Consider the following 20,713-nt stretch of genomic DNA (forward strand, 5'->3'; position numbering starts at 1 on the left):
AGTTGATTACTTTTGTTAGTGCGTTGGCAGCGCCGTGTGCTTTCTTTGTGCAATTTGCAGGCATCAGCAGGTAACTGCATCAAGCCTTGCATTCGATCAGGCAGAAGTTAAGGTAAGAAGAAGTGATTTATGCGCATGAATTTGCGAGAAATGGCGGTTTTTAGTGAAATATCTTGAAAAATTTCACATTGCGAAATCAAATAAATATTGCAGCAGCACCCGCAGTGGTTTTTAAGTTGAGTGATTTGTGGGGGATAGCAGTTAGTTCTGAATACGCTGGAAGCACTAGCCATGCAGCGATGGCTCTTTCAGCGCTGGCGTGCAGCACGCATGGTCTGCGCGCAAGGCGTGCCACGCACGGTGAATGCGGTGGCGCAAAGCCAGTGTGGGTAGGGTGAGTGATGCAGTGATGGGGGCGGTGTTGCCGCTGACTGGGCGTGGGATGAGAGGACTGCGAACGCCTGCGACGTGCGTGGGCGCACCATGGTCTATTAGAAAACGGAGGGCAGAAGCGCATAGGCAGACGCTGCGCTGCACAGACTGCGCTGCAGTGACAAGCCTCAGTCGCTAGTCGCGCTCGTACAGCTCTTCTTCGAGTTCCAGCGGGGCGCTGGTGATCGTCGCGGCTGGGCGGTAGGCCAGGCGCACGTAGATGGGGGCGTAGGCCTCGGCCTGGGTGATTTCGATCAGGGTTTCCTTGCCCAGCTCCAGCAGGGCAATGAAGGTGACGACCAGCACGGTGCTGCCCTTGCTGGGGTCAAAAATCTTTTCAAACTCGACAAAGCGCTGGCCTTGCAGCTGCTTGAGGATCTGGCTCATGTACTCGCGCACCGACAACTCTTCGCGCGTGATGCGGTGGTGCTGCACCAGCTTGGCGCGCTTGAGGATGTCGCGCCAGGCGGCTTGTAGCTCACCCACCGCCACATCGGGAAAGCGGGGCTGCAGGCTTTGCTCAATGTGCACCTGGGCCTTGAGAAAATCGCGCCCGTACTGCGGCAGGGTATTGATCTGCTGCGCGGCCAGCTTCATCTTCTCGTACTCGAGCAGACGGCGCACCAGCTCGGCGCGCGGGTCTTCGGCCTCTTCCTCGCCCTCTTTCTTCTTGGGCGGCAGCAGCATGCGCGACTTGATCTCGATGAGCATGGCTGCCATCAGCAGGTACTCGGCCGCCAGCTCCAGGTTGCGGCTGCGGATCTCGTCCACATAGCGCAGGTACTGCTGGGTCACCGCTAGCATGGGGATGTCGAGGATGTTGAAGTTCTGCTTGCGGATCAGGTACAGCAGCAAGTCCAGCGGGCCTTCGAACGCTTCCAAAAAAACTTCCAGCGCATCCGGGGGGATGTACAGGTCGTTGGGCAGCTTGAACAGTGGCTCTCCGTACAGACGCGCCAGTGCCACCTGATCGACCACGGTGGGCATCAGGTCTGGGCTGTCCGAAGCCGCCGTCACAGGCAGCTCGGATTGGGCGTTGTCAGAAGCGCTTTCGCTCATGCAGCTTAATAAATAAGAGCGTCCAGCGTTTGTATATCAAGGGCTGGGCCATAAAAACACTGCTAATGCGTAATTAGTGGTTGGACTGGTACACGTAGGGTTGTTGGGCCACACGGGCTTGCTCGGAGTCGGCTTGCACTTCGTAATTCACCTGTTTGTCCCACAGCAGGGCACGGCCAGCCAGTTGCTGGGCTTCAAGCTGGGGGTTGTCCTTTTTCATCTGGTTGATGAAATCGGTGGCATCGGATGTGTAGTGGGGGCGGGCAAAAATAGACATGGACTGGTAACCTCTCTAGATCGACGATTCTAGCGGGACACCGTCCATGAACCTACTGAACCGTGTCGTAGCCACGGTGGCCGCACTGGCCACCAGCGTTTTTGCGCTGCTTGGCTGTGACCAGCAAAAAATTGACACCCTGGAAGAAGGGCTGTCTACCGAGATAGATGTGCGCAAAGCCTTCGGCGAGCCCGAGACCATTTGGCCCGAGCCCGATGGTTCGCGCACATTTGAATACCCGCGCCAGCCCATGGGGCACCGTAACTACATGATCACCATCGGCAGCGATGGCGTGATGACGGCGCTGCGCCAGGTGCTGACTCCGCATGTGTTCGAGCAGATTCAGCCCGGAATGACGCAGGAGCAGGTGCGCCGCATGCTGGGCAAGCCCGCCCAGCGCATGACCTACCAGCTCAAGCAAGAAACGGATTGGGACTGGAACTGGATTGACCCGCCCAGTCAGGAGATGGAATTTACCGTGACCTTTGGTGCCAATGGCACGGTGAAAAAAAGTGGCAGCCGCATCAAGCTGCCTCAGGGTGATCGCTGAGCACCTGTTGAAAACACGTGGCGGAATCTAAGCAACGGCGCAGGACGGTGGTGTAATTGCTGCATTGCAGCAAAAACCTGTCAGCGCCGTGACCCGGTACTGCGTTGTAGGCATTGCGCCCCCAGAAAGAACTTCTGGTGGTGTGCTTCTTGCTTAGCAATTTGCATGTACGTTTGCGCTGCGGCCACAAGCTGGCAGTGCGAAAAACCGGTATCCGCCATGAGCACCACCACCTCTTCGCCTGTCTCGGAGTCCGCGCTCAGCGCGCCTGCGGCTTCTTCCCTGGCTGCGCCAGCCCCTGTCGCCGTGGTCAAACACGGCCCGTATGAAGACGCGCAAGCGCTGTTTTCGGGCTCGCTGTTCGTGGGCATCACCATGATGATGTATGCGCAGGCTGGTTTGCTCACGGGCAGCACGGCGGGTTTGGCCTTTGTGCTGCACTACGCCACGGGCTGGTCGTTTGGCGCGATTTACTTTGCCATCAATATTCCGTTTTACTGGTTTGCATGGAAGTACGTGGGCAAAGAGTTCACGATCAAGACGTTTGTCTCGGTGGCCCTGCTTTCGTTGATTACGGAGTTGGGCCCGCGCCTGATTCACATTGATTATTTGCACCCGGCTTTTGCCGCCATTGCCGGTGGCTTGCTGATGGGCACCGGCGTGCTGTTTTTGGCACGGCACAAGTCCAGCCTGGGGGGCGCAACGATTGTTTCGCTGTATGCGCAAGACAAATGGGGCATCCCCGCAGGCAAGGTGCAGATGGCGATTGACTGCGCGGTGGTGGCACTGGCGCTGTGGGTAGTGCCCTTGGAGCGGGTGCTGTGGTCCATCTTGGCAGCGGTGGTGATGGGCATTTTCTTGGCCGTCAGCCATCGCCCCGGGCGCTACCACGGCAAATAGTTTGATAGCTGCTAGCGCTTGATCCATAAGCGCTAGCGGCCTATTGGATGCATAAAGTACAAAGCCCTGCAGGCTGAAAAGCCTGCGGGGCTTTTTGTTGGGCCTGCCAGGGGCGCATGTATAGAGGCTCCCATAGATTGGCCCGGGATGCGCTGGCGCCTTGGTTGGGGAACCTGCATTGGCGGTGCCGAGCCCTTTCTTTGTTACCCGGTGTTCATGAGCAGTGACCTTTGGCATGGCGCTGGCGCAAAGCATGCCGCTTCCCTCTGGATGGACTTTGGGCTCGTGCGCTGGGGCTGTCAGTGCTCTGACGGCCCGTAGTCTTGCCGTGGCAAAAACTGTGTGCCCAGATGAACGGCAAGGCTGGCGTTACCGCAGACGGTGGGCATCTGCTGCCCGGCAGATGTGGGAGACGAGTAAGCACAGTGAATTTAGATAGCTGCTTGTGCTTTATTTATCAGCGCTTCAGCCATATTTTCTTCTTGAAAATCCGCAGACATGGAGGGCTGTGAAGCAGGCACGAGGACGGTCGAGCGGTGCCAAGCCACTTGCCGTTGATCTACCTTTAATTTCGATTGATAAGGATTTACCCCCGTGCGACTCGCATCGGGTCGCACCGCAGAATCCCAAAGCACTTTTACAGATGTATCCCGCTGTTGCTGCCTGGCCAGCCTGGCAATTCACTTCGCACCTGCTTATCGCTGATTCCCTCTCCTTTTTTAAGTCATTCCATGGTTTCGATTCATAACTTCAAACCCGCTCATGCGCACTGGGCCGTGCGCATGAATTGGAAGAATCGTTCCATCTGTTTTGCGCTTTTGGGGTTGACGGTAGGTTTTCATCTGCACGCCAGGCATGCCTCGGATTTGGCATGGGCGTTGCTGGTGCTGCAATTTTTTATGGGCCCCCAGCTGCAATATGTGCATGGTTGCCTTGCTGCCAACCCACGCCGGGCGGAGGTGCGCAACATGCTGCTGGATGGCGTTGGCTTCGGGGCATGGGCGGCAGGCCTGGGCTTTCCGCTGTGGATTAGCTTTGCCATGTTCATCGCCACCAGCGTCAACTTGATTGCATTCGGCAGTTGGAAGGGCTGGGCCAGCGCACTTGTGGCGATGGGCCTGGGGGTGATTGCTGTGGCCTGTGTGCAGCCCTTGTCTTTTCAGCCCGACACCGGCATGTGGGCCACCGGCTTGTGCATGTTCACCTTGATGCTGTTCTTGACCGTATTTGCGCAAGACGCTTTTTTGCGCGCCTCCAAGCTCTACCAGCAACGTGCCCAAACGCGCCAGCAACTGTCAGAAATTCAGGCACTCAAAGATTTGCTGGCAGAGCAAGCAACGCGCGATCCGCTCACAGGGCTTTTCAATCGCCGCATGCTGGATCAAAAGCTGCCGCAATTGATGCAGCAATGTGCAGCCCGGGGGACTTCGCTGGCGGTCATGCTGCTGGACATGGACCGATTCAAAGAGGTCAATGACACCTATGGCCATGCAGCCGGAGACCATCTGCTGCTGGCCCTGTCGCACCACTTGATGCAGTACAACCGTTCTCAAGATATGGTGTTCCGCTATGGTGGCGATGAGTTTTTGGTGCTCTTTCCGGATACGGCCTTAGAGGTTGCCCAAGACCGTGCGCAGCAGCTGTGTGAGGCTTTTGCCCATCTGCCAAGAAGGCTGGAGCAGCAGACGCTGCACGTGACCTTGTCCTGCGGCTTGGCCAGTTTTCCTGCGCATGGGCAGGATGTGCAAACCCTGCTGCAGCACACGGATGAGGCGCTCTACCAAGCCAAGGCGGCGGGGCGCAACAAGGTGGTGGTGTACGGTGCGCAGGCAATCCACACGGATGCCACCGTAGAGCCCAGCGCTGCACAGGCCTAGGCCCTGGCGCTTGGTGCAGCCAAAAAGCAAAAGCCCCGCTGCTTGCAGAGCCAGCGGGGCTTTTTGGTGGGCGAGAGCAGTGTGCTCAGCCCACGGTAATGGTTTTGCTGGCGGTGAGGGTCTGGCCCTGATCGTCCTTCCACAGCATGGTCAGCTCACCGCTGCGGCGGGCTTTGAAGGTGAATTCGATATAGGGGTTTTGGGCAATCGAGGTGCCGGGGTCCCACGTGAAGATCAGCTTGCCGCCCAGCTTGGCTTCAAAGTGATTCATGATATGGCGCGGGCGAGGTTTGCCGGTGGCTGGGTCATTGCGCAGGCCGGTTTCCATCACGTGTTCCATCTGGGCGCGTACGCGCAGAATGTCGCCGGCTTTGGGCTTTTCATTGCTGACCCAGACGCGCGGGGGCTTGTTCATGCTCATGGTATCTCCTGCCTGTTACATGCCGCAGCCACTGGCGGCCACGGTCACGTTTTGCTTGCCTTGCAGCACAACGCCGCTTTTCATCCTTGCGAGCACATGTACGGCCTGTGACTGGCTCAGGCGGATGCGCACAGCAGCTTCTGCGGCACCGGTTTCGGCCGTGAATTGCATGCGGCAGGCCAAGGGGATGGGGTTGAGTTCAGCCACGATCATCAGCTCTTCACACCAGTCTTGCTCGGTGATGGGCAGGGTGACTTTGGCTTTCACGGGAACGGCGCTGGGGTTGTCGGCCAGCACGGGAATGTCCAGCTGCAAGCCCTCGGCCTGCGGCTTGGCGCTGCCAATGAATTGCGCCATGGTTTTCTTGAATTCCACGGGGTTGGGTGCCAAAGGGCCAACCAGCGGCGTGGGTGCAGTGTTTTGTGCCGTGGCCATGCCGGGCAGGGCCAGTGTGGCGCCGGCAGCGGCTGCGCCAGCCACCAGGCGGCGGCGGGTCAGGGTCGGAGAAGTTGCAGTTTTCATAGCAGAGCGTGTGGGCGGCAGGGCATGCTCGCCGGTGCTTATACATGCAAAGTTGCCCCCTTTCTTGCAGCAGGCAAGAGCGGGGGCAGCGTGCGGCGATCGAGTCAGGCCGGGTTAGATGCCCAGGAAGTCACTGAACTTACCATTGATCCACGCGAAGTCTTCCTTGACCAGGTCGGCGGTGCGCACGTCCATATCGATTTGCGTCTGGTGGACATTGCCCGAAGCGGCGTCGATCTCGTACTCAAATTTCACCGAGATTTCTTCCTGCGGATCGCCGTTGACCATCATGTAGCACAGGTTGTCGGGCAGCAGCGGCGTCACTTCCTTGCCTGCCACGCGCTGCGAGATGTTCTTGGCGACGATCTTGCCAATGTAGTTGGCCACGTGGGCGCTCTTGGGGTAGTGGCCAAACTGGGGCGAGATGGCACCCATCAAATCACCCACAAAGTAGACGCTGTCGTCTGTCTTGGCGGTGAAATAGCGAGTGTCCATATCGGCCCAGCCTGTGGGCTTGCCGGTTTGTGGGTCTTTGCCAATCAGATCGGCCCACCACACCATTTCAGCGGCCTGGTGGGGAGGCATCAAGATGGCGTCATCAAACTTGAATTCACCAGCGGCGGTCTTGATCTTCTTGTTGAAGGGGTCCACTTCCTGCACACGGGCGTTGGGTACGTGGGTGATGATGTCCGGGTACAGCTCTTCAAACGCCTGTTTGTAGCCCACACCGATGGGCGCGATCTTGGGCTTGGGGTCCAGAATCAAAATCTTGCCGGGAATCTTGTTGGCCTTGATGTGCCAGGCAATCAGGCAAGCGCGCTCGTAGGGCGAGGGGGGGCAGCGGTGCGGTGGTGGGGGCAGCGTCATCACCAAGGTGCCGCCCTTGAAGTTTTTCACCTTGTTCTTCAGCGCCACCATCTCCTGGTTGGGGATGTAGGCGTTGGGAAAGTGCTTGCGGGTGTAGTCGATGGCCTTTTGGTCGTTGCCAAACCAGGCTTCGTAGTCGTTGCGGATACCGCCGGACAGAATCAGGTAGTCGTACTCGATCAGGCCGTGGGCCGTACGCACCAGCTTTTTGTCGCGCTCAAAACCGGTCACTTCGGTTTGCAGCAAGTGGTAGCCATACTTGTTGGCGGGGTGCAGCATGTCGCGGTTGATGAAATCGGTGTTCACGATGTCGATCAGCCACTTGTTGCTCATGGGGCCCGACCAGAAGGTGGGGTTGCGCTCTAGCAGCACCACGTCCGAGTTGGGGATCAGCTCGCGCAGATAGCGCGCAGCGGTCATGCCACCCCAGCCACCGCCGCAAATCACAATGCGCGGCCCCTTGCCAGTGCGGGGCAGGATGCGCGATTGGGGCGTCATGATGGTGGGGGCTGCCAGCGTGGCAATCGGGGCGGCAGCCGTAGCTGCGCCCAGGGCCATGGCGGGCGGGGTCATTAAAAAACGGCGACGTTGCATGGTCATAGTGGCTCCTCAGAGTGGGAAATAGGTGTTTCCAATCGACAGACCTTGCGTGCTGGGGCCAGCGCAGGGCTTGCGCTGGCACTTGGAGCAAAGGGAACGGGGCAGACCATGCCGACCGCACACACAGCGCTTGCCCTGCTGCAGCTGCGTGGGGCGCTGCAGTGCAAAGCAAACATCGGTGGGTTGGGGGGCATTGTTCAGGCTCCTGGCGTGGCAGAAGCCACATCCTGTGCAAATCAACGGGTTCCTAAGCAGGCTTGGGCGTTGAATGTGTTGCTCCTGCATGAAGCAGGGGTGACACAGGCAAGGATGGGGGTAATCCCTCTTAGCCGACACGCGGCACAAGCAGAGCTGTCTATGCGGGCGATTCTAGGGGAAGGCGCTGCATACGGGGTGGACGCATAGCGCTCAGTGAGCAGGGGTTAACGTCCGCTTTGTCGTATTTAACGGCGCGTGGCGACGATTTTTAGGGTGATCCAGGTGGTCAGCACGATGCCTGCCACGGCCGGAAATGTCGCCCAGGCCAGGGTGCTCATACCGCTCAGACCCTGGCCGATGGAGCAACCAGCGGCCAGCAAACCGCCAAAGCCCATGAGCCAGCCACCGATGGCGCTCTTCGCCAAATGTGCGGGGCTGTCAAAGCCTTCCCAGCGTGAGGTTCCTGTGACCAGTGCCGTCACGCCAGCGCCGGTTAGCACACCCAGCACCAAGGCGCAGGCGGCATCAAATTCCCGTCCCACGGCGACTTGCACGTATAGCAGCGTTTCAGCAATCGGCGAGATAAAGCTCAGCGAGGTGAGCTTGGCGGGGTCAAACGCATCTACCCCGATATGGGCGCTGATCCACCAACCCACCGCCACCAAGGCGCCAATCACCAGGGCTGAGAGCCACTGCGCCGGGCTGCGGCGCAGCGCAGGGCGCCACATGGCGTAAGTCACCAAGAGTAGCGCAGGAATGATAGCTGTCAGCGTATAAATGGTAAGGGTTGAGAGGCTATTTGCTTGTAACTGCTGGGTGAGTGTGCTGTGCTCCAGCACAGAGGGCGCAATGCCTTGGAACCATTGGCGCAGTGGCACCAGCACGCCGGTGGCGCTAGCCTGCGCACCCAGCGCCAAAAACACCACCGTGACCAGCGCGCGCAAATTGCCGCCCGCCAGCAGCACCAGTGAGCGCGCGCCGCAGGCATTAGCCAGCACCATGCCCAACGCGAAGACAGCACCGCCGATGAACACACCGAGGGCAGAGAAGTTGGGCCGCACGATCTGGGCCTGCGTCAGATCGACCACACCCATCCACTGCAGTCCCTGCGATGCCAGCAAGGCCACGGCCAGCGCCAGTGCAAAGGCCTGCAGCGCTGGCGCGTTGCCACGCCCTTCGCCGCTATCGAGGCCCGTGGCTTGGCGCAGGCCGCGCAGCAAACAAAAACGCCCCCAGCGTGCAAACACGCCAAAGACCACACCCAGAAAAAATGTAGACCACAACAACATATCAATCCTCAAGCAGGGCGCATGCTAAACCACTGCTGCACAGGTGAAAAAGCCTCGCAACTGAAAAGTCGCGAGGCAAAAGTATGTGATGAAAGTTTTGAACGCACAGCGATAGCGTATGCAGCCCCCCTTTCGCCAGAACCGCCGAGTAAGGGCCGCCCCGCAGCGATGGCGGTGTCCCCCTTCCGGCAACAGAAAGTTGCGACAGAAGGGGGAAGGCGCGTCAGCGCCTCGGGGGGATGAACTTCGTTATCTATCCCAGATATCCGCGCTGATGGCCTTGTACCAAGCCGCGCCGTAATCGGCTTCGGCCTTGCGGAATCCTGCATCGGCGTTGGCAGGGCTGACACCGCCGGAGCCGGGCACCTCAATCAGCTTGCCGGATTCGCTGCGGTACACGCCCGCCACCGAGATGCCGTAGTCCCTGCCGATCAGGCTGTAGCAGGTGTTGGCAAAAGCGCCGGTGGCAACCGGCTGGCCCAGCAACTCTGCTGCAATCGCCGCTGCAGCCACCTTGCCCTGGGTGTTGGCGGCAAAGCCGGACTTGGGCATGGGCGCAGCTTGGGTGGCATCGCCCAGCACATACACGTCTTTGACCTGTTGCGATGCAAAGCTCTCGGCTTTGATGGGCACCCAGCCGCTGGCATCGGTCACCCCAGCGCGGTCGGCGATGAAGCCGGCCTTTTGCGGGGGGATGACGTTCAGCACATCCGCCTTGTGCTTGGTGCCGAAAGCAGTTTCTACTTCCAGGTTCTTAGCATCCACGCGCACCACCTGGCCGTCGTCGGATTGCTTGACCCACTCGATCATGTCGCCGTACAGCGCCTTGTAGCCCGACAGGAACAGGCCTTGCTTGGAGAAAGCGTCCTTGTTGTCCAATAGCAAAATCTTGCTTTTGGGTTTGTGCTGCTTGAAGTAGTGGGCCACCATGGCGGCGCGCTCGTAGGGGCCGGGCGGGCAGCGGAAAGGGTTGGCCGGAATCACCATCACAAACTTGCCGCCGTCGGGCATGGCGTCCAGCTGCTTCTTTAAAAGCTGGGTTTGCGCGCCGGCCTTCCAGGCGTGGGGGGCCAGCTCGGTAGCGGCTTCGTCATAGCCTTCCAAGGCATTCCAGCGCATGTCAATGCCGGGCGAGAGCACCAGCTTGTCGTAGTGCAGCAGTTTGCCGTTGGACAAAAACACCCGCTTGCCCGCAGTGTCGACATTGTCGGCACGGGCGTGAATGACTTCTACCCCTGCTTTGCGCAGGCCGTCATAGCCGTGAGCAATGCTGTCCCAGGTGCGCAGGCCCGCCAGATACAGGTTGGAAAACGGGCAGGTGTAGAAGGTCTGTGCGGGCTCGATCAGCGTCACGCGCACCTGGGGCGCACGGGCTTTGAGGTAGCGCGCAGCCGTGGCACCGCCAAAGCCGCCACCGACGACGACGACATGGGCAGAGCCCGCTTGGGCGCGCACGATGGAGGGCAGGGCCAACGTGGCAGCACCGGCAACAGCGCTACCTAAAACAGTACGGCGATTGAAAGACATTAGTTGGCCTCCTTGCTGAACCACTGGGCGAGGGCTTGAATCTGGGCATCGTCATAGCCTTTCATCAGGCGCGTCATGACGGTGGCATCGGTGGCTGTGCCGGCTTTGAAGGCTTGCAGGCGTTGCAGCAGGTGTCGCTCATGCACACCACGCAGGCTGGGAATGCCACCGGTGCTGCGGCCGTCTGGCCCGTGGCAATTGGCACAGGTGCCCGCAATCAGGGAGATATCTTGTACCGAGGGGCCTGCAGTCGATGCAGCAGCAGTTGCAGTTGCGGTGGTCTGGGCCAGGGCCGCAGGGGCCAGCAAAGCTGCGGCCAGCCACAAGGCGGGGCGCAGGGTGTGTACGGGTGACAGAGGCATGCGGTCTCCTATCGATCGCGTGCCGGTCTTGCGGCGGTGCCGCGCTCCGGCGTGTCAACGTGGGGCGCTGTGTTCTGGCGGCAGTCACGTGCCAGCGCAGCGGTCAGAGGGACGAATTCTAGGGAGGCAGTTGCAACCACTGGTTAGAAGCATCTGCACCCTGCATATAAGCGCCGTCTATCTGCGCGCGAGGGGTGCAAAGCGGTGCTTCTTTATCAATGGCGATTGCAGTGCACGGGTAAAAACAATAGCTGTAAGCGATTGATGTGAAAGGGCCAGGCCATAAAAAAGCTTGCAAGCGGCGGTGCGCTGGCAAGCTGATCGAGGTCGCGTCAGGCGAGGTGAGGCATCGTTGACTTCGAGGTCATTCCGATGAAGGGTTGGCGCCTTCTGCCTCTTGTTCATCCTCCAGCAAAGCGTCGGCGGCTTTGCCCACCCCTTTACCGACGATTTTGACCGTGCCGACGGCCGCATCGACCGCCAAACCGGCCACAGATACGGTCGTACTGACCACCGTGTAGGTGATGCAGCCGGTGAGCAGCCAGCATGCAACAGCCCCTGCAACCAGCAGGCGCAAGGGGTGGTGCCAAGCGAACATGTGAAGGATCAGCCGATGCGCATGCCGGGTGTGGCGCCGGGGAAGGGCTCCAGCACATAGATGCCGGGGTGGGCCTTCTCATCGGCATGGCTGGCGGCCAGCACCATGCCTTCGCTGATGCCGAACTTCATCTTGCGCGGTGCCAGGTTGGCCACCAGCACCGTGAGCTTGCCCTGCAACTGTTCGGGCTGGTACATGCTGGCGATGCCGCTGAACACATTGCGCATCTTGCCTTCACCAGCGTCCAGCGTCAGCTGCAGCAGCTTGGTGGAGCCTTCAACGGCCTTGCATTCGACGATTTTGGCAATGCGCAGGTCGATCTTGGCAAAGTCGTCGATGGTGATGGTGGGCGCAATCTCTTCGCCACCGGGCTTCACGGCCTCTACTACGGGCGCGGCGGGCGGCTCGAACAGGGCGTCCAACTGCTCCACCACCACACGCTGCATCAGGTGTTGGTATTGATTAATACTGTGGCCTGTAGGCAAGGTGGCAGAGGCATCCACAAACATAAGTGGCTCAATATTGAGGAAGCTTTCAACTTCGCTTGCAACTTTGGGCAGGATAGGTTTCAAGACCAGCGTTACCAAACGGAAAGCTTGGATCACTACGCTAGAAACTGTATGCAATAGTTCACGTTGTGCTTCATCTTTAGCCAGTACCCAAGGTTTTTGGAAATCAACATAAGCGTTAATTTTGTCCGCAGCCATCATGGCAAAACGAGCAACAGCGGCGGTATTGCGTTCTTCGTATGCCTTGATAGATTGGGTGACAGCGAAGGCAATATCTGCAGCTAAATTGCGTTGTAGACGCTGGTCGTCCGTGGTGTGTACGTCAATTTCCCACTCACTATTCAGATTATTAGCTAGATGAGCTTTCAGTGTGGTTGTGAATGCTGGTGTGTCTGTGAGCTTGCCGTCAAAGAATTTATGTAGAAAGCCCGCAGCGCGCGAGGCAATGTTCACGTACTTGCCGATCAGGTCGGAGTTCACGCGCAGCATGAAGTCTTCGGGGTTGAAGTCTATGTCTTCGTTCTTGCCGTTGAGCTTGGCGCCCAGGTAGTAGCGCAGCCACTCGGGGTTCATCTTGAGAGCCAGGTACTTCAGCGGGTCCAGACCCGTGCCGCGGCTCTTGCTCATCTTCTCGCCGTTGTTCACGGTCATGAAACCGTGCACACAGATCTTGGTGGGCGTCTTGCGGCCACTGAACTTCAGCATCGCAGGCCAGAACAGCGTGTGGAAGGTGATGATGTCTTTGCCGATGAAGTGGTACTGCTCCAAGTCTGGGTCGGCCATGTAGGCGTCGTAATCTTCGCCGCGGCGGTTGAGCAGTTCCTTGAGCGAAGCCAGATAGCCCACGGGAGCATCCAGCCAGACGTAGAAGTACTTGCCCGGTGCATCGGGAATCTCGATGCCGAAGTAGGGCGCGTCGCGGCTGATGTCCCAGTCGTCCAGGCCTTCGCTGGTCGAGCCATCGGGGTTGGTGCGCACGCCAAACCATTCCTTGATCTTGGCGGCCACTTCGGGTTGAACGTGTTTGCCGTTTTGCGTCCACTCGGTCAAAAACTCCACAGCACGTGGGTCCGACAGCTTGAAGAAAAAGTGCTCCGAGCTTTTCAGCACCGGGGTGGCACCGGACAACGCGGAAAATGGATTGATCAGGTCGGTGGGGGCGTAGACCGAGCTGCAGACCTCGCAGTTGTCGCCGTACTGGTCCTTGGCGTGGCAGCGTGGGCACTCGCCCTTGATGAAGCGGTCGGGCAGGAACATGTTCTTCTCGGGGTCGAAGAACTGCTCGATGGTGCGGGTTTCGATGAAACCAGCGGCCTTCAAGTCCAGATAGATTTGCTGGGACAGCGCGTGGTTCTCGGGGCTGTCGGTGTTGCTCCAGTTGTCAAAAGCAATGTGAAAGCCGTCGAGATAGGGCTTGCGTCCGGCGGCGATGTCGGCCACGAACTGCTGGGGCGTCTTGCCAGCCTTCTCGGCGGCAATCATGATGGGCGCGCCGTGGGCGTCGTCCGCGCCCACGAAGTTGACCGCGTTGCCCTGCATTCGCTGCGCACGCACCCAGGTGTCGGCCTGGATGTATTCCATGATGTGGCCGATGTGGAAGTTGCCGTTGGCATACGGCAGGGCGGTGGTAACGAATAGTTTGCGTTGGGACATAGGTCTTCTCGTAGGCTGGCAAAAGCAACCCACAATTTTAAGGCGCTGGCCGCGCAGCGCAGCAAATGCGGGCGTGTACCCGTGCTGGCTGCTTTTTTGCTTGCTTTTTATGAGCTGTCAGCGCTTGTCTGATAAGGGGTTGTTGGCTTTTTTGGCATACATGCGCTGGTCGGCGTGCTGGAGCAGGCTGTGTACGTCATGTGCGTCGTGCGGGAACAGGGCAATGCCAATGCTGGCGCCCAGTTGCACGGTTTCGCCCGCAGGAATGCCTTGCAGCGTGGTGAGCGGGGCGCTGATGACGTCCTCCATCTTGGCGCTGATGGCTTGCGCCGTTTCACGGTGACCAATGCCACGTAGCACCATCACGAATTCATCGCCGCCCAGGCGGGCCACGTGGTCATCGGTGCGGATTTGGTGGCGCAGGCGCTGTGCCACTTCTGCCAGCGCCAGATCACCGTTGTCGTGGCCCCAGCGGTCATTGAGCTGCTTGAACAGGTTCAGATCAATGAACAGCACGGCAAACGGTTGGGGCGCACCGTGTGCAGGCTTGCTGACCATGTTGTTGAGCACATGCTGCAAGGCGCTGCGGTTGGAGATGCCCGTGACGCGGTCGGTAAACAGCTCATGGCGCATATGGCTGAAGTTGCGCGCCAGCTCACCCACTTCGTCTTGGCGCGTGGTTTCAAAGGAGCTGCTGATTTCGCCCCGGCCTACACGTTGGACGGCGTTCGAGAGGCTGCGCACGTCATCGGCCACACGGCCAAACAGGCGCATGCCGACCAGCAAGGCCAGCAACAGGCTCAGCGCACCGGCCACCATCACCAGCTCTACAAGGCGCGAGACATCGGCCAAGATGGTGGTGCGGGGCACGGCGACCGCTGCAATCCAGTCCAGGCCTGCGTGGTCGGTCACGCGCACAAAGGCCACGTGCAGTGGCTCACCATCTTGGTCTTGGAGCTGCAGGTTGTGGACTTCGGACACCGACTCTGTGTCGGGGCCGCTGCGGGCAATTGCTGCGTTGAAATGGCTGCGCACTTGCAAATAAATGCTGTGCACCAAGGGGTTACCGCTGGTGGTGGCGGTCAAACGTTCGATGCGGCCGTCATCGGCAAAGCGCACGTTGTCCATGCCCGAGACGGCGACCAGCTCCCCATCGGGCTCCACCACAAAAGCCAGTCCGTGGATGCTGCGGCCCAGATCGTTGACCACATCGTTCAAGGCGCGCAGTGAGACATCGGTGGCCACCACGCCTTCGAATTGCCCTTGGGCATTGAGCACGCGCCGGGCACGGGTGAGCACCAGGTCTTTGATGCCGAAATCGATGTACACCGAAGTCCACATATGCTGGTCTACACGGGATGCCAGCTGAAACCACGGGCGTTGGCGTGGGTCGAACATGGCTGCCTCGGTGCGCAGGTAGTGCGCTGGCCCGTCAATACGGTCCAGACGGTAGTAGCGGCGGTGCTGGTTGGCATCGGTGCGTACACGCAGCTCGGCCGTGCCGTCGGGGCGCCGCTTGAGGCCAACGCCTTGCCCCGCAATATTGCCGTAGTAGACATAGTCATTCGTGCGGGGGGCCAGTGTGGTGGCGGCCCACAGGCGGCTGCGCAACGCTTTCCAGTCATGGCGGATATCTGCGCCTGCGGCCATGCCGGTGGGAAATGCGGCTTCCAACACGGCTGCGGAGCCGCTGACATGGTGCTCAATGCTCTGGTGCATGCGCGATGCCATCTCCTTGAGCAACTGGTCAGACAAGCCCGTCACCGTGCGGGCGCCCGCCCAATAGGTCAAGCTGCCAATCGCACAGGTCAGCAGAAAAATCAAGGTGGCGTAAGGCAGCAGCAGGCGCAGCTTGAGAGAACGTAATTGCATACAGATAGACATGGGCTGGCGCGTGAAAGGGGAGGGCTTGACGCATTGACAAAGCAGCTCCTACATCGTGAGTGGGCACTATTTTAGGTAACACATTGAAACAATGTTTGTAAAAGGCGAGCAGCTTGCGCCCATTAAAAAAGGGTTTGCACATGAATCAATGTGCAAACCCTTTGTGATAAAGCGCTGTGCGCTATCGTTTTATTTTTCGTTGGTTACGGCTGCTGCATCATGGGCTTTTGCAGCAAGGTGGCGAGGGTCAACTGGCTCAGCACCGCAATGTGCTGGGCATCGGCAAAGCGCTGGGCGCTGTCTTGCAGGGGGGCGATGCAGACATAGGCGCATTCCTGGGCTTGCTGGGCTTGCATGGCTTGGTGCAGCGCGCGCAGGGGCTCTACGCCGTGGGCAGCGGCTTTCCAGCGCTTGGCAGACACCAAGGTGGTCTTGCCGTTGCGCTGCAGGGCAAAATCGGCCGCGGGATCTTGGCTGCGCTGCACGGTATAGCCCTCAATCTGCCATGCACGCTCGAGTTGCTGGGAAAACTCGCCCCAGCTTTGTTGTGCGGCAGTTTCCAAAATCACTTGCTGCTGCGCAGGGGTGGGTTGGTCGTACTGGCGCACAAAGGCCACAAAGCCGACCGCCCAAAACGGCAGAGAGCCCAAGATGGCAATCATTTTGTAAGGCTGCGGCACCAGCGCGGCTGCCAGCAGGGCCCAGGCTGCACCCACCAAAAAGCTGATCCACCAGCGCGAGCGCAGCAGGATGGCAAACAGGGAGTTTTCGGCCATTTTGAATTTCACGGCAGGAGATCTTTCAAAGGGAGAACAAGGTGCCCATGCACCCAAGGGACAAGAACCCGCTGACCATATGGGTTGCAAGGCTCCGATAGACTCAGACGCTGCTGATTTTCTCAGACCCCACCAACCATAAGTACAAAACTGCATGTCTCTAACTGAACAAAGCCTTTTGGCGGCACTGGCCAGCGTGATTGATCCCCACACTGCTACCGATTTTGTGAGCACCCGTGCGGTGCGCAACGTGCAAATTAGCGGTGGCGACGTGGCGTTTGATGTGGAACTGGGTTACCCCGCGAAAAGCATCATCCCTGAGTTGCGCAAGCAACTGATTGCTGCAGCCAAGAACGTGGCAGGCGTGGAAAACGTATCGGCCAATGTCTACACCAAGGTGCAGGCGCATGCGGTGCAGCGCGGCGTGCAACTGCTGCCCGGCGTGAAGAACATCATTGCCGTGGCATCGGGCAAGGGCGGTGTGGGCAAGTCCACCACCGCGGCCAACCTGGCGCTGGCACTGGCCGCCGAAGGCGCGCGTGTGGGGGTGCTGGACGCTGACATCTACGGCCCCAGCGTGCCCATGATGTTTGGTGTGAGCGGCAAGCCCGAGAGCAGCGATGGCAAGACCATGGAGCCGCTGGAAAATTACGGCGTGCAGCTGATGTCCATTGGCCTGCTGCTGAACAACCCCAACGAAGCCATGATCTGGCGCGGCCCCATGGCCACGCAGGCGCTGGAGCAAATGCTGCGCTCCACCAACTGGAAAGACCTGGATTACTTGGTCATCGACCTGCCCCCTGGCACGGGCGACATTCAGCTGACGCTGAGCCAGAAGGTGCCTATGACGGGCTCCGTCATCGTGACCACGCCCCAAGACATCGCTTTGCTGGATGCACGCAAGGGCATCAAGATGTTTGAAAAGGTGGGCGTGCCCATCTTGGGCTTGGTCGAGAACATGGCCATGCACGTGTGCACCAATTGCGGCCATGTCGAACACATTTTTGGCCAGGATGGCGGCAAAAAGCTGGCTGCGGAGTGGAATATGGACTTCCTGGGCTCGCTGCCCCTGTCCATGCAAATCCGCGAGCAGGCCGACAGCGGCAAGCCCACCGTGGCTGCTGCACCCGACAGCGAAGCTGCACAGATCTACAAAAAGCTGGCCCGCGATGTGGCCGTGAAGATTGCGCAAAAGGCCAAGGACTTCTCGGCCAAGTTCCCCACCATCACCATCAGTCAGAACACCTGATTGCGGGGGCTGTGGGCTTGCGCACCAGGAAGCCCTGCTGAAATCTTAGGCAAAGCGCCCCAGTTCCGCTGGGGCGCTTTTTTGCGGCATGCTGTGCGCCTTCTGTATTGCGCAGTGCCCCAGGCATTGCCGTTGATCGTGCAAGAACAAGAGCCAACCCATCGCCGCATGGCCGCCCGCCTACTGTCTAAACAAGCCTTGCTACAGCGCTGGCAAGCGCTGCAGCAGCATGTGGCTGCGCGGCGCAACGTGCTGTGCACTGCGGTGCAGCATGCTCCCCGTATACAAGCTTTAGGCGGGCGCCTAGGGCCCGCATGGCGGCGTTTCGCTGCATGGCGCTGGCAATGGCTGGTGGCGCTGCCAGCCGCTGGGGGGCTGTATGTGCTGCTGCTGATACCGTTCACGCCCAGCATCAGCGACATCCGCAAAGCCAAGCTGGAGCAGCCCGCTCAGGTGCTGACGGCGGATGGCAAAGAACTGGCGGTGTTCAAGCGCAGCAACCGCCAGTGGGTCACGCTGGATCAGGTGGCGCCAGCGGTGGTCCAAGCCTTGATTGCTACCGAAGACCATCGCTTTTATGCGCACCACGGTATGGACTGGCGCCGCACCCTGTCCTCGGCTTTTTATAGCTTGCAAGGGGATTTGCAGGGGGGCTCCACGCTCACCCAGCAATTGGCGCGCAACCTCTACCCCGAAGAAATTGGCCGCGCAGCCAGTTTGAACCGCAAGCTCAAAGAGGCCATCACAGCTTTCAAGATTGAGGCGCTCTACAGCAAAGACGAAATTCTGGAGACCTACCTCAACACCGTGCCCTTCCTCTACAACGCCTGGGGCATTGAGATGGCTGCGCGCACCTACTTTGACAAGCCGGCAGCCAAGCTCAGTGTGATTGAGTCGGCCACCTTGGTGGGCATGCTCAAGGGCACCAGCTACTACAACCCGGTGCGCAACCCCGAGCGCGCCGTGGCGCGGCGCAATACGGTGCTGTCGCAGATGGTCAAACGCGAGGTGCTGGCTGCCGATGAGTTCGAGCGGCTGAAAAAACGCCCGCTGCGGCTGAATTTTGAGCGCCAGGAAGTGCCCACGGGCATGGCGCCGCACTTTGCGCAGCAGGTGCGCAAATGGCTGATCGATTGGGCCGACAGTGAGGGCTACAACATCTATACCGATGGGCTGGTGGTACACACCACGCTCGATGCACGCCTGCAGGCACAGGCCAATCAGGCCGTGCGCAACCACACGCGAACCTTGCAAGCCATTGCGACTACCAACTGGAACAAGCGCGATGGCTGGCGCACGGACAACCCTTTGGTGCAGAGCTTGGTGCGTGAGAGTGCCGCCTACGCAGCCTTGCGCGAAAAAGGGCAAAGTGAGCAAGCCGCGCTGCAGGCGCTGCTGCAAGACAACGCCTTGATGCAGCAACTGCGCCAGAACAAAACACGCATTGAAGCAGGCTTTGTGGCCATGGAGCCAGAGACCGCCGCCATCCGTGCCTGGGTGGGCAGCCGCGACTTTGCCACCGATGCGTTCGACCACGTTCAGCAAGCGCGCCGTCAGCCGGGCTCGACCTTCAAGCCGTTTGTCTATGGCGCAGCCCTGGAGGCAGGCATCTCTGCCGATGACCAGCGTGTGGACGCGGCTGTAGAAATCACCTTGCCCGGCGGTGAGGTATGGCGGCCCAGCGATGCAGGTGCGCCCAGCGGCCAGGCCATGCGCCTGCGCGACGCGCTCGCGTATTCCAAGAACACCATCACGGCGCAGCTGGTGCAAGAAGTGGGGCCCGCCAAGGTCGCACGCCTGGCGCGCAATCTGGGGGTGCGCGAGAGTGCGCTGCAAGCCGTGCCCGCTTTGGCATTGGGGGCCAGCCCTGTCACCTTGCTGGAAATGGCCAATGCCTACGGCAGTTTGGTGCGGGGTGGCGCTTACCGCGCGCCCTGGATGGTCACGCGCATTGAAGATCGCACAGGCAAGGTGCTGGCTGAATTTGCCCCGCATCCTACTGAGCCGGCGATGGATGAGGCAGACAGCTACGCACTCATCGACATGATGCGCGGCGTGGTGGACAAAGGCACGGGCCGCGATATTCGCCGCCGCTGGGGTATTCAAGATGACGTGGCGGGCAAAACCGGTACCACGCAAAAAAATGCAGATGGCTGGTTTATCTTGATGCACCCGCATCTGGTGGCGGGCGCTTGGGTGGGCTTTAACGATGCCCGCATCACCTTGCGCAGCGATTATTGGGGGCAGGGCGCGCGCAGTGCCTTGCCGATTGTGGGTGACTTTACGCACAAGGCACTACAGCGCAAAGACCTGCAGCGCCATGCCCGCTTTGAAGCCCCCGATGACAGTGCGTGGTGGCACCGCTGGGGCAGCAGCCTGAACCAGCAGTGGCAAGCGTGGTGGCTGACCCAGCCGCAGCCGGCTGCCCCTCAGTCACCGCAGCCTGCACGCCCGACCGTGCAGCCCATCCCTGCACCCCAGCCCGCAGCGCCCGCATCGCTACCAGAGGCTATTGAGGAGTCCATTCCCTCCTTGCCTGCGCCCGCAGCACCGCCGCTCCCGGTGCCCAACGATGCGCTGGATGTCTGGATGGAGCAGTGGTCAGAGCCGGATGCAGCCACTGCGCCGCTGCCGGATCACACCTTGTATCCACCGGCTGTATTGGGCAGCCCCCGGCAAACGCCGTAGAGCCGACAGTCTGGTGACTCGCTACAGGCTGCTATTAAGCATAAAAAATGCCGCTAGCCCTTTGTGGACTAGCGGTAGTAGCTATAGAAAGCTGAGTTTGGATGAGGCTTAGTTCACAACCAAGCACGCCATAGAGACGATGGCCGCAATGATGTCCACCAGTTCGGGGCAGATGAAGTTGGACACCAGATACTGCGGAATCGCGAAGGACACGCCAGCCACCAAAATTGCAGGCCAAACTTCCATCATGCCCTTGCGACCGGCAAACGCCCAGATCAGCCAGAACGGCACCAGCACCGAGAAGAAGGGCAATTGGCGACCGATCATGGCCTTCACTTCCATCAGGTCGTAGCCGTGCACCTTGGCCAGCGTGATCACTGGTGTGGCCAGCGCGCCAGAGGCCACGGGGGCGGTGTTGGCGATCAGGGACAGGTCAGAGGCCGCTAGAAGCGAGAAGCCCAAGCCCAAGCCCAAG

General features: G+C 59.8%; 17 protein-coding genes and 1 pseudogene. 5 read left to right on the forward strand and 13 right to left on the reverse strand.

Features of this window, described 5'->3' with window-relative positions; all coding sequences use genetic code 11:
* Nucleotides 1-567: 567 nt before the first annotated feature.
* Together B3R00_RS10060 and B3R00_RS10065 are read right to left on the reverse strand one after the other, a co-directional pair.
* On the reverse strand, nucleotides 568-1,419 hold the full coding sequence (locus tag B3R00_RS10060; protein ID WP_376747615.1) for a segregation and condensation protein A: 852 nt from the start codon (nucleotides 1,417-1,419) through the stop codon (nucleotides 568-570).
* Between the two features lie 145 nt (nucleotides 1,420-1,564).
* Nucleotides 1,565-1,768 (reverse strand): DUF3460 family protein, encoded by a 204-nt coding sequence (locus B3R00_RS10065; protein ID WP_174862919.1) that lies wholly within the window; start codon nucleotides 1,766-1,768, stop codon nucleotides 1,565-1,567.
* Nucleotides 1,769-1,814: 46 nt separating this feature from the next.
* Between B3R00_RS10065 and bamE the strand changes: the two genes are divergently transcribed.
* The 3 genes from bamE (at nucleotide 1,815) to B3R00_RS10080 (ending at nucleotide 5,095) form a co-directional block, all read left to right on the forward strand.
* Nucleotides 1,815-2,318: an outer membrane protein assembly factor BamE domain-containing protein gene (gene bamE / locus B3R00_RS10070; protein WP_286998895.1), complete on the forward strand. Its 504-nt coding sequence runs from the start codon at nucleotides 1,815-1,817 to the stop codon at nucleotides 2,316-2,318.
* 219 nt (nucleotides 2,319-2,537) lie between these two features.
* Nucleotides 2,538-3,218, forward strand: a complete 681-nt coding sequence (locus B3R00_RS10075; RefSeq protein WP_286998896.1) for a YitT family protein — start codon at nucleotides 2,538-2,540, stop codon at nucleotides 3,216-3,218.
* 731 nt (nucleotides 3,219-3,949) lie between these two features.
* On the forward strand, nucleotides 3,950-5,095 hold the full coding sequence (locus B3R00_RS10080) for a sensor domain-containing diguanylate cyclase (protein ID WP_286998897.1): 1,146 nt from the start codon (nucleotides 3,950-3,952) through the stop codon (nucleotides 5,093-5,095).
* Between the two features lie 85 nt (nucleotides 5,096-5,180).
* Here the strand turns inward: B3R00_RS10080 and soxZ are convergent, their stop codons facing one another.
* From soxZ to B3R00_RS10130, 10 genes are all read right to left on the reverse strand, one after another.
* Nucleotides 5,181-5,510: a thiosulfate oxidation carrier complex protein SoxZ gene (gene soxZ / locus B3R00_RS10085; protein ID WP_284214198.1), complete on the reverse strand. Its 330-nt coding sequence runs from the start codon at nucleotides 5,508-5,510 to the stop codon at nucleotides 5,181-5,183.
* Between the two features lie 21 nt (nucleotides 5,511-5,531).
* Nucleotides 5,532-6,038, reverse strand: a complete 507-nt coding sequence (locus B3R00_RS10090; protein ID WP_286998898.1) for a thiosulfate oxidation carrier protein SoxY — start codon at nucleotides 6,036-6,038, stop codon at nucleotides 5,532-5,534.
* A gap of 114 nt (nucleotides 6,039-6,152) precedes the next feature.
* Complete coding sequence (locus B3R00_RS10095) at nucleotides 6,153-7,499, reverse strand: FAD-dependent oxidoreductase (RefSeq protein WP_286998979.1); 1,347 nt, start codon at nucleotides 7,497-7,499, stop codon at nucleotides 6,153-6,155.
* A gap of 449 nt (nucleotides 7,500-7,948) precedes the next feature.
* A complete protein-coding gene (locus B3R00_RS10100) occupies nucleotides 7,949-8,992 on the reverse strand; it encodes a YeeE/YedE family protein (RefSeq protein ID WP_286998899.1) in 1,044 nt (347 codons plus the stop codon).
* 249 nt (nucleotides 8,993-9,241) lie between these two features.
* Nucleotides 9,242-10,519, reverse strand: coding sequence for an NAD(P)/FAD-dependent oxidoreductase (locus B3R00_RS10105; RefSeq protein WP_286998900.1), 1,278 nt, complete (start codon nucleotides 10,517-10,519; stop codon nucleotides 9,242-9,244).
* On the reverse strand, nucleotides 10,519-10,881 hold the full coding sequence (locus tag B3R00_RS10110) for a c-type cytochrome (protein ID WP_286998901.1): 363 nt from the start codon (nucleotides 10,879-10,881) through the stop codon (nucleotides 10,519-10,521). The genes B3R00_RS10105 and B3R00_RS10110 overlap by 1 nt, the downstream gene beginning before the upstream one ends.
* A gap of 364 nt (nucleotides 10,882-11,245) precedes the next feature.
* A complete protein-coding gene (locus B3R00_RS10115; protein ID WP_286998902.1) occupies nucleotides 11,246-11,479 on the reverse strand; it encodes a hypothetical protein in 234 nt (77 codons plus the stop codon).
* Between the two features lie 8 nt (nucleotides 11,480-11,487).
* Complete coding sequence (gene metG / locus B3R00_RS10120; RefSeq protein ID WP_286998903.1) at nucleotides 11,488-13,641, reverse strand: methionine--tRNA ligase; 2,154 nt, start codon at nucleotides 13,639-13,641, stop codon at nucleotides 11,488-11,490.
* Between the two features lie 117 nt (nucleotides 13,642-13,758).
* Complete coding sequence (locus B3R00_RS10125; protein ID WP_286998904.1) at nucleotides 13,759-15,513, reverse strand: diguanylate cyclase domain-containing protein; 1,755 nt, start codon at nucleotides 15,511-15,513, stop codon at nucleotides 13,759-13,761.
* Nucleotides 15,514-15,728: 215 nt separating this feature from the next.
* Nucleotides 15,729-16,301, reverse strand: coding sequence for a restriction endonuclease (locus B3R00_RS10130; RefSeq protein WP_286998905.1), 573 nt, complete (start codon nucleotides 16,299-16,301; stop codon nucleotides 15,729-15,731).
* A gap of 154 nt (nucleotides 16,302-16,455) precedes the next feature.
* Here B3R00_RS10130 and apbC point away from each other — a divergent pair, with 154 nt between their 5' ends.
* Both apbC and B3R00_RS10140 read left to right on the forward strand, forming a co-directional pair.
* On the forward strand, nucleotides 16,456-17,550 hold the full coding sequence (gene apbC / locus B3R00_RS10135; RefSeq protein ID WP_286998906.1) for an iron-sulfur cluster carrier protein ApbC: 1,095 nt from the start codon (nucleotides 16,456-16,458) through the stop codon (nucleotides 17,548-17,550).
* A gap of 168 nt (nucleotides 17,551-17,718) precedes the next feature.
* On the forward strand, nucleotides 17,719-20,238 hold the full coding sequence (locus B3R00_RS10140) for a penicillin-binding protein 1A (RefSeq protein ID WP_286998907.1): 2,520 nt from the start codon (nucleotides 17,719-17,721) through the stop codon (nucleotides 20,236-20,238).
* Nucleotides 20,239-20,355: 117 nt separating this feature from the next.
* On the opposite strand, the pseudogene B3R00_RS10145 reads toward B3R00_RS10140, so the two are convergent.
* Nucleotides 20,356-20,713, reverse strand: a pseudogene (locus B3R00_RS10145) (L-lactate permease); the annotation flags it as partial.

Origin of the sequence: Comamonas sp. UBA7840 (genome assembly GCF_002501455.1) — a bacterium.
In the GTDB taxonomy this organism is placed as follows: domain Bacteria; phylum Pseudomonadota; class Gammaproteobacteria; order Burkholderiales; family Burkholderiaceae_C; genus Comamonas; species Comamonas jiangduensis.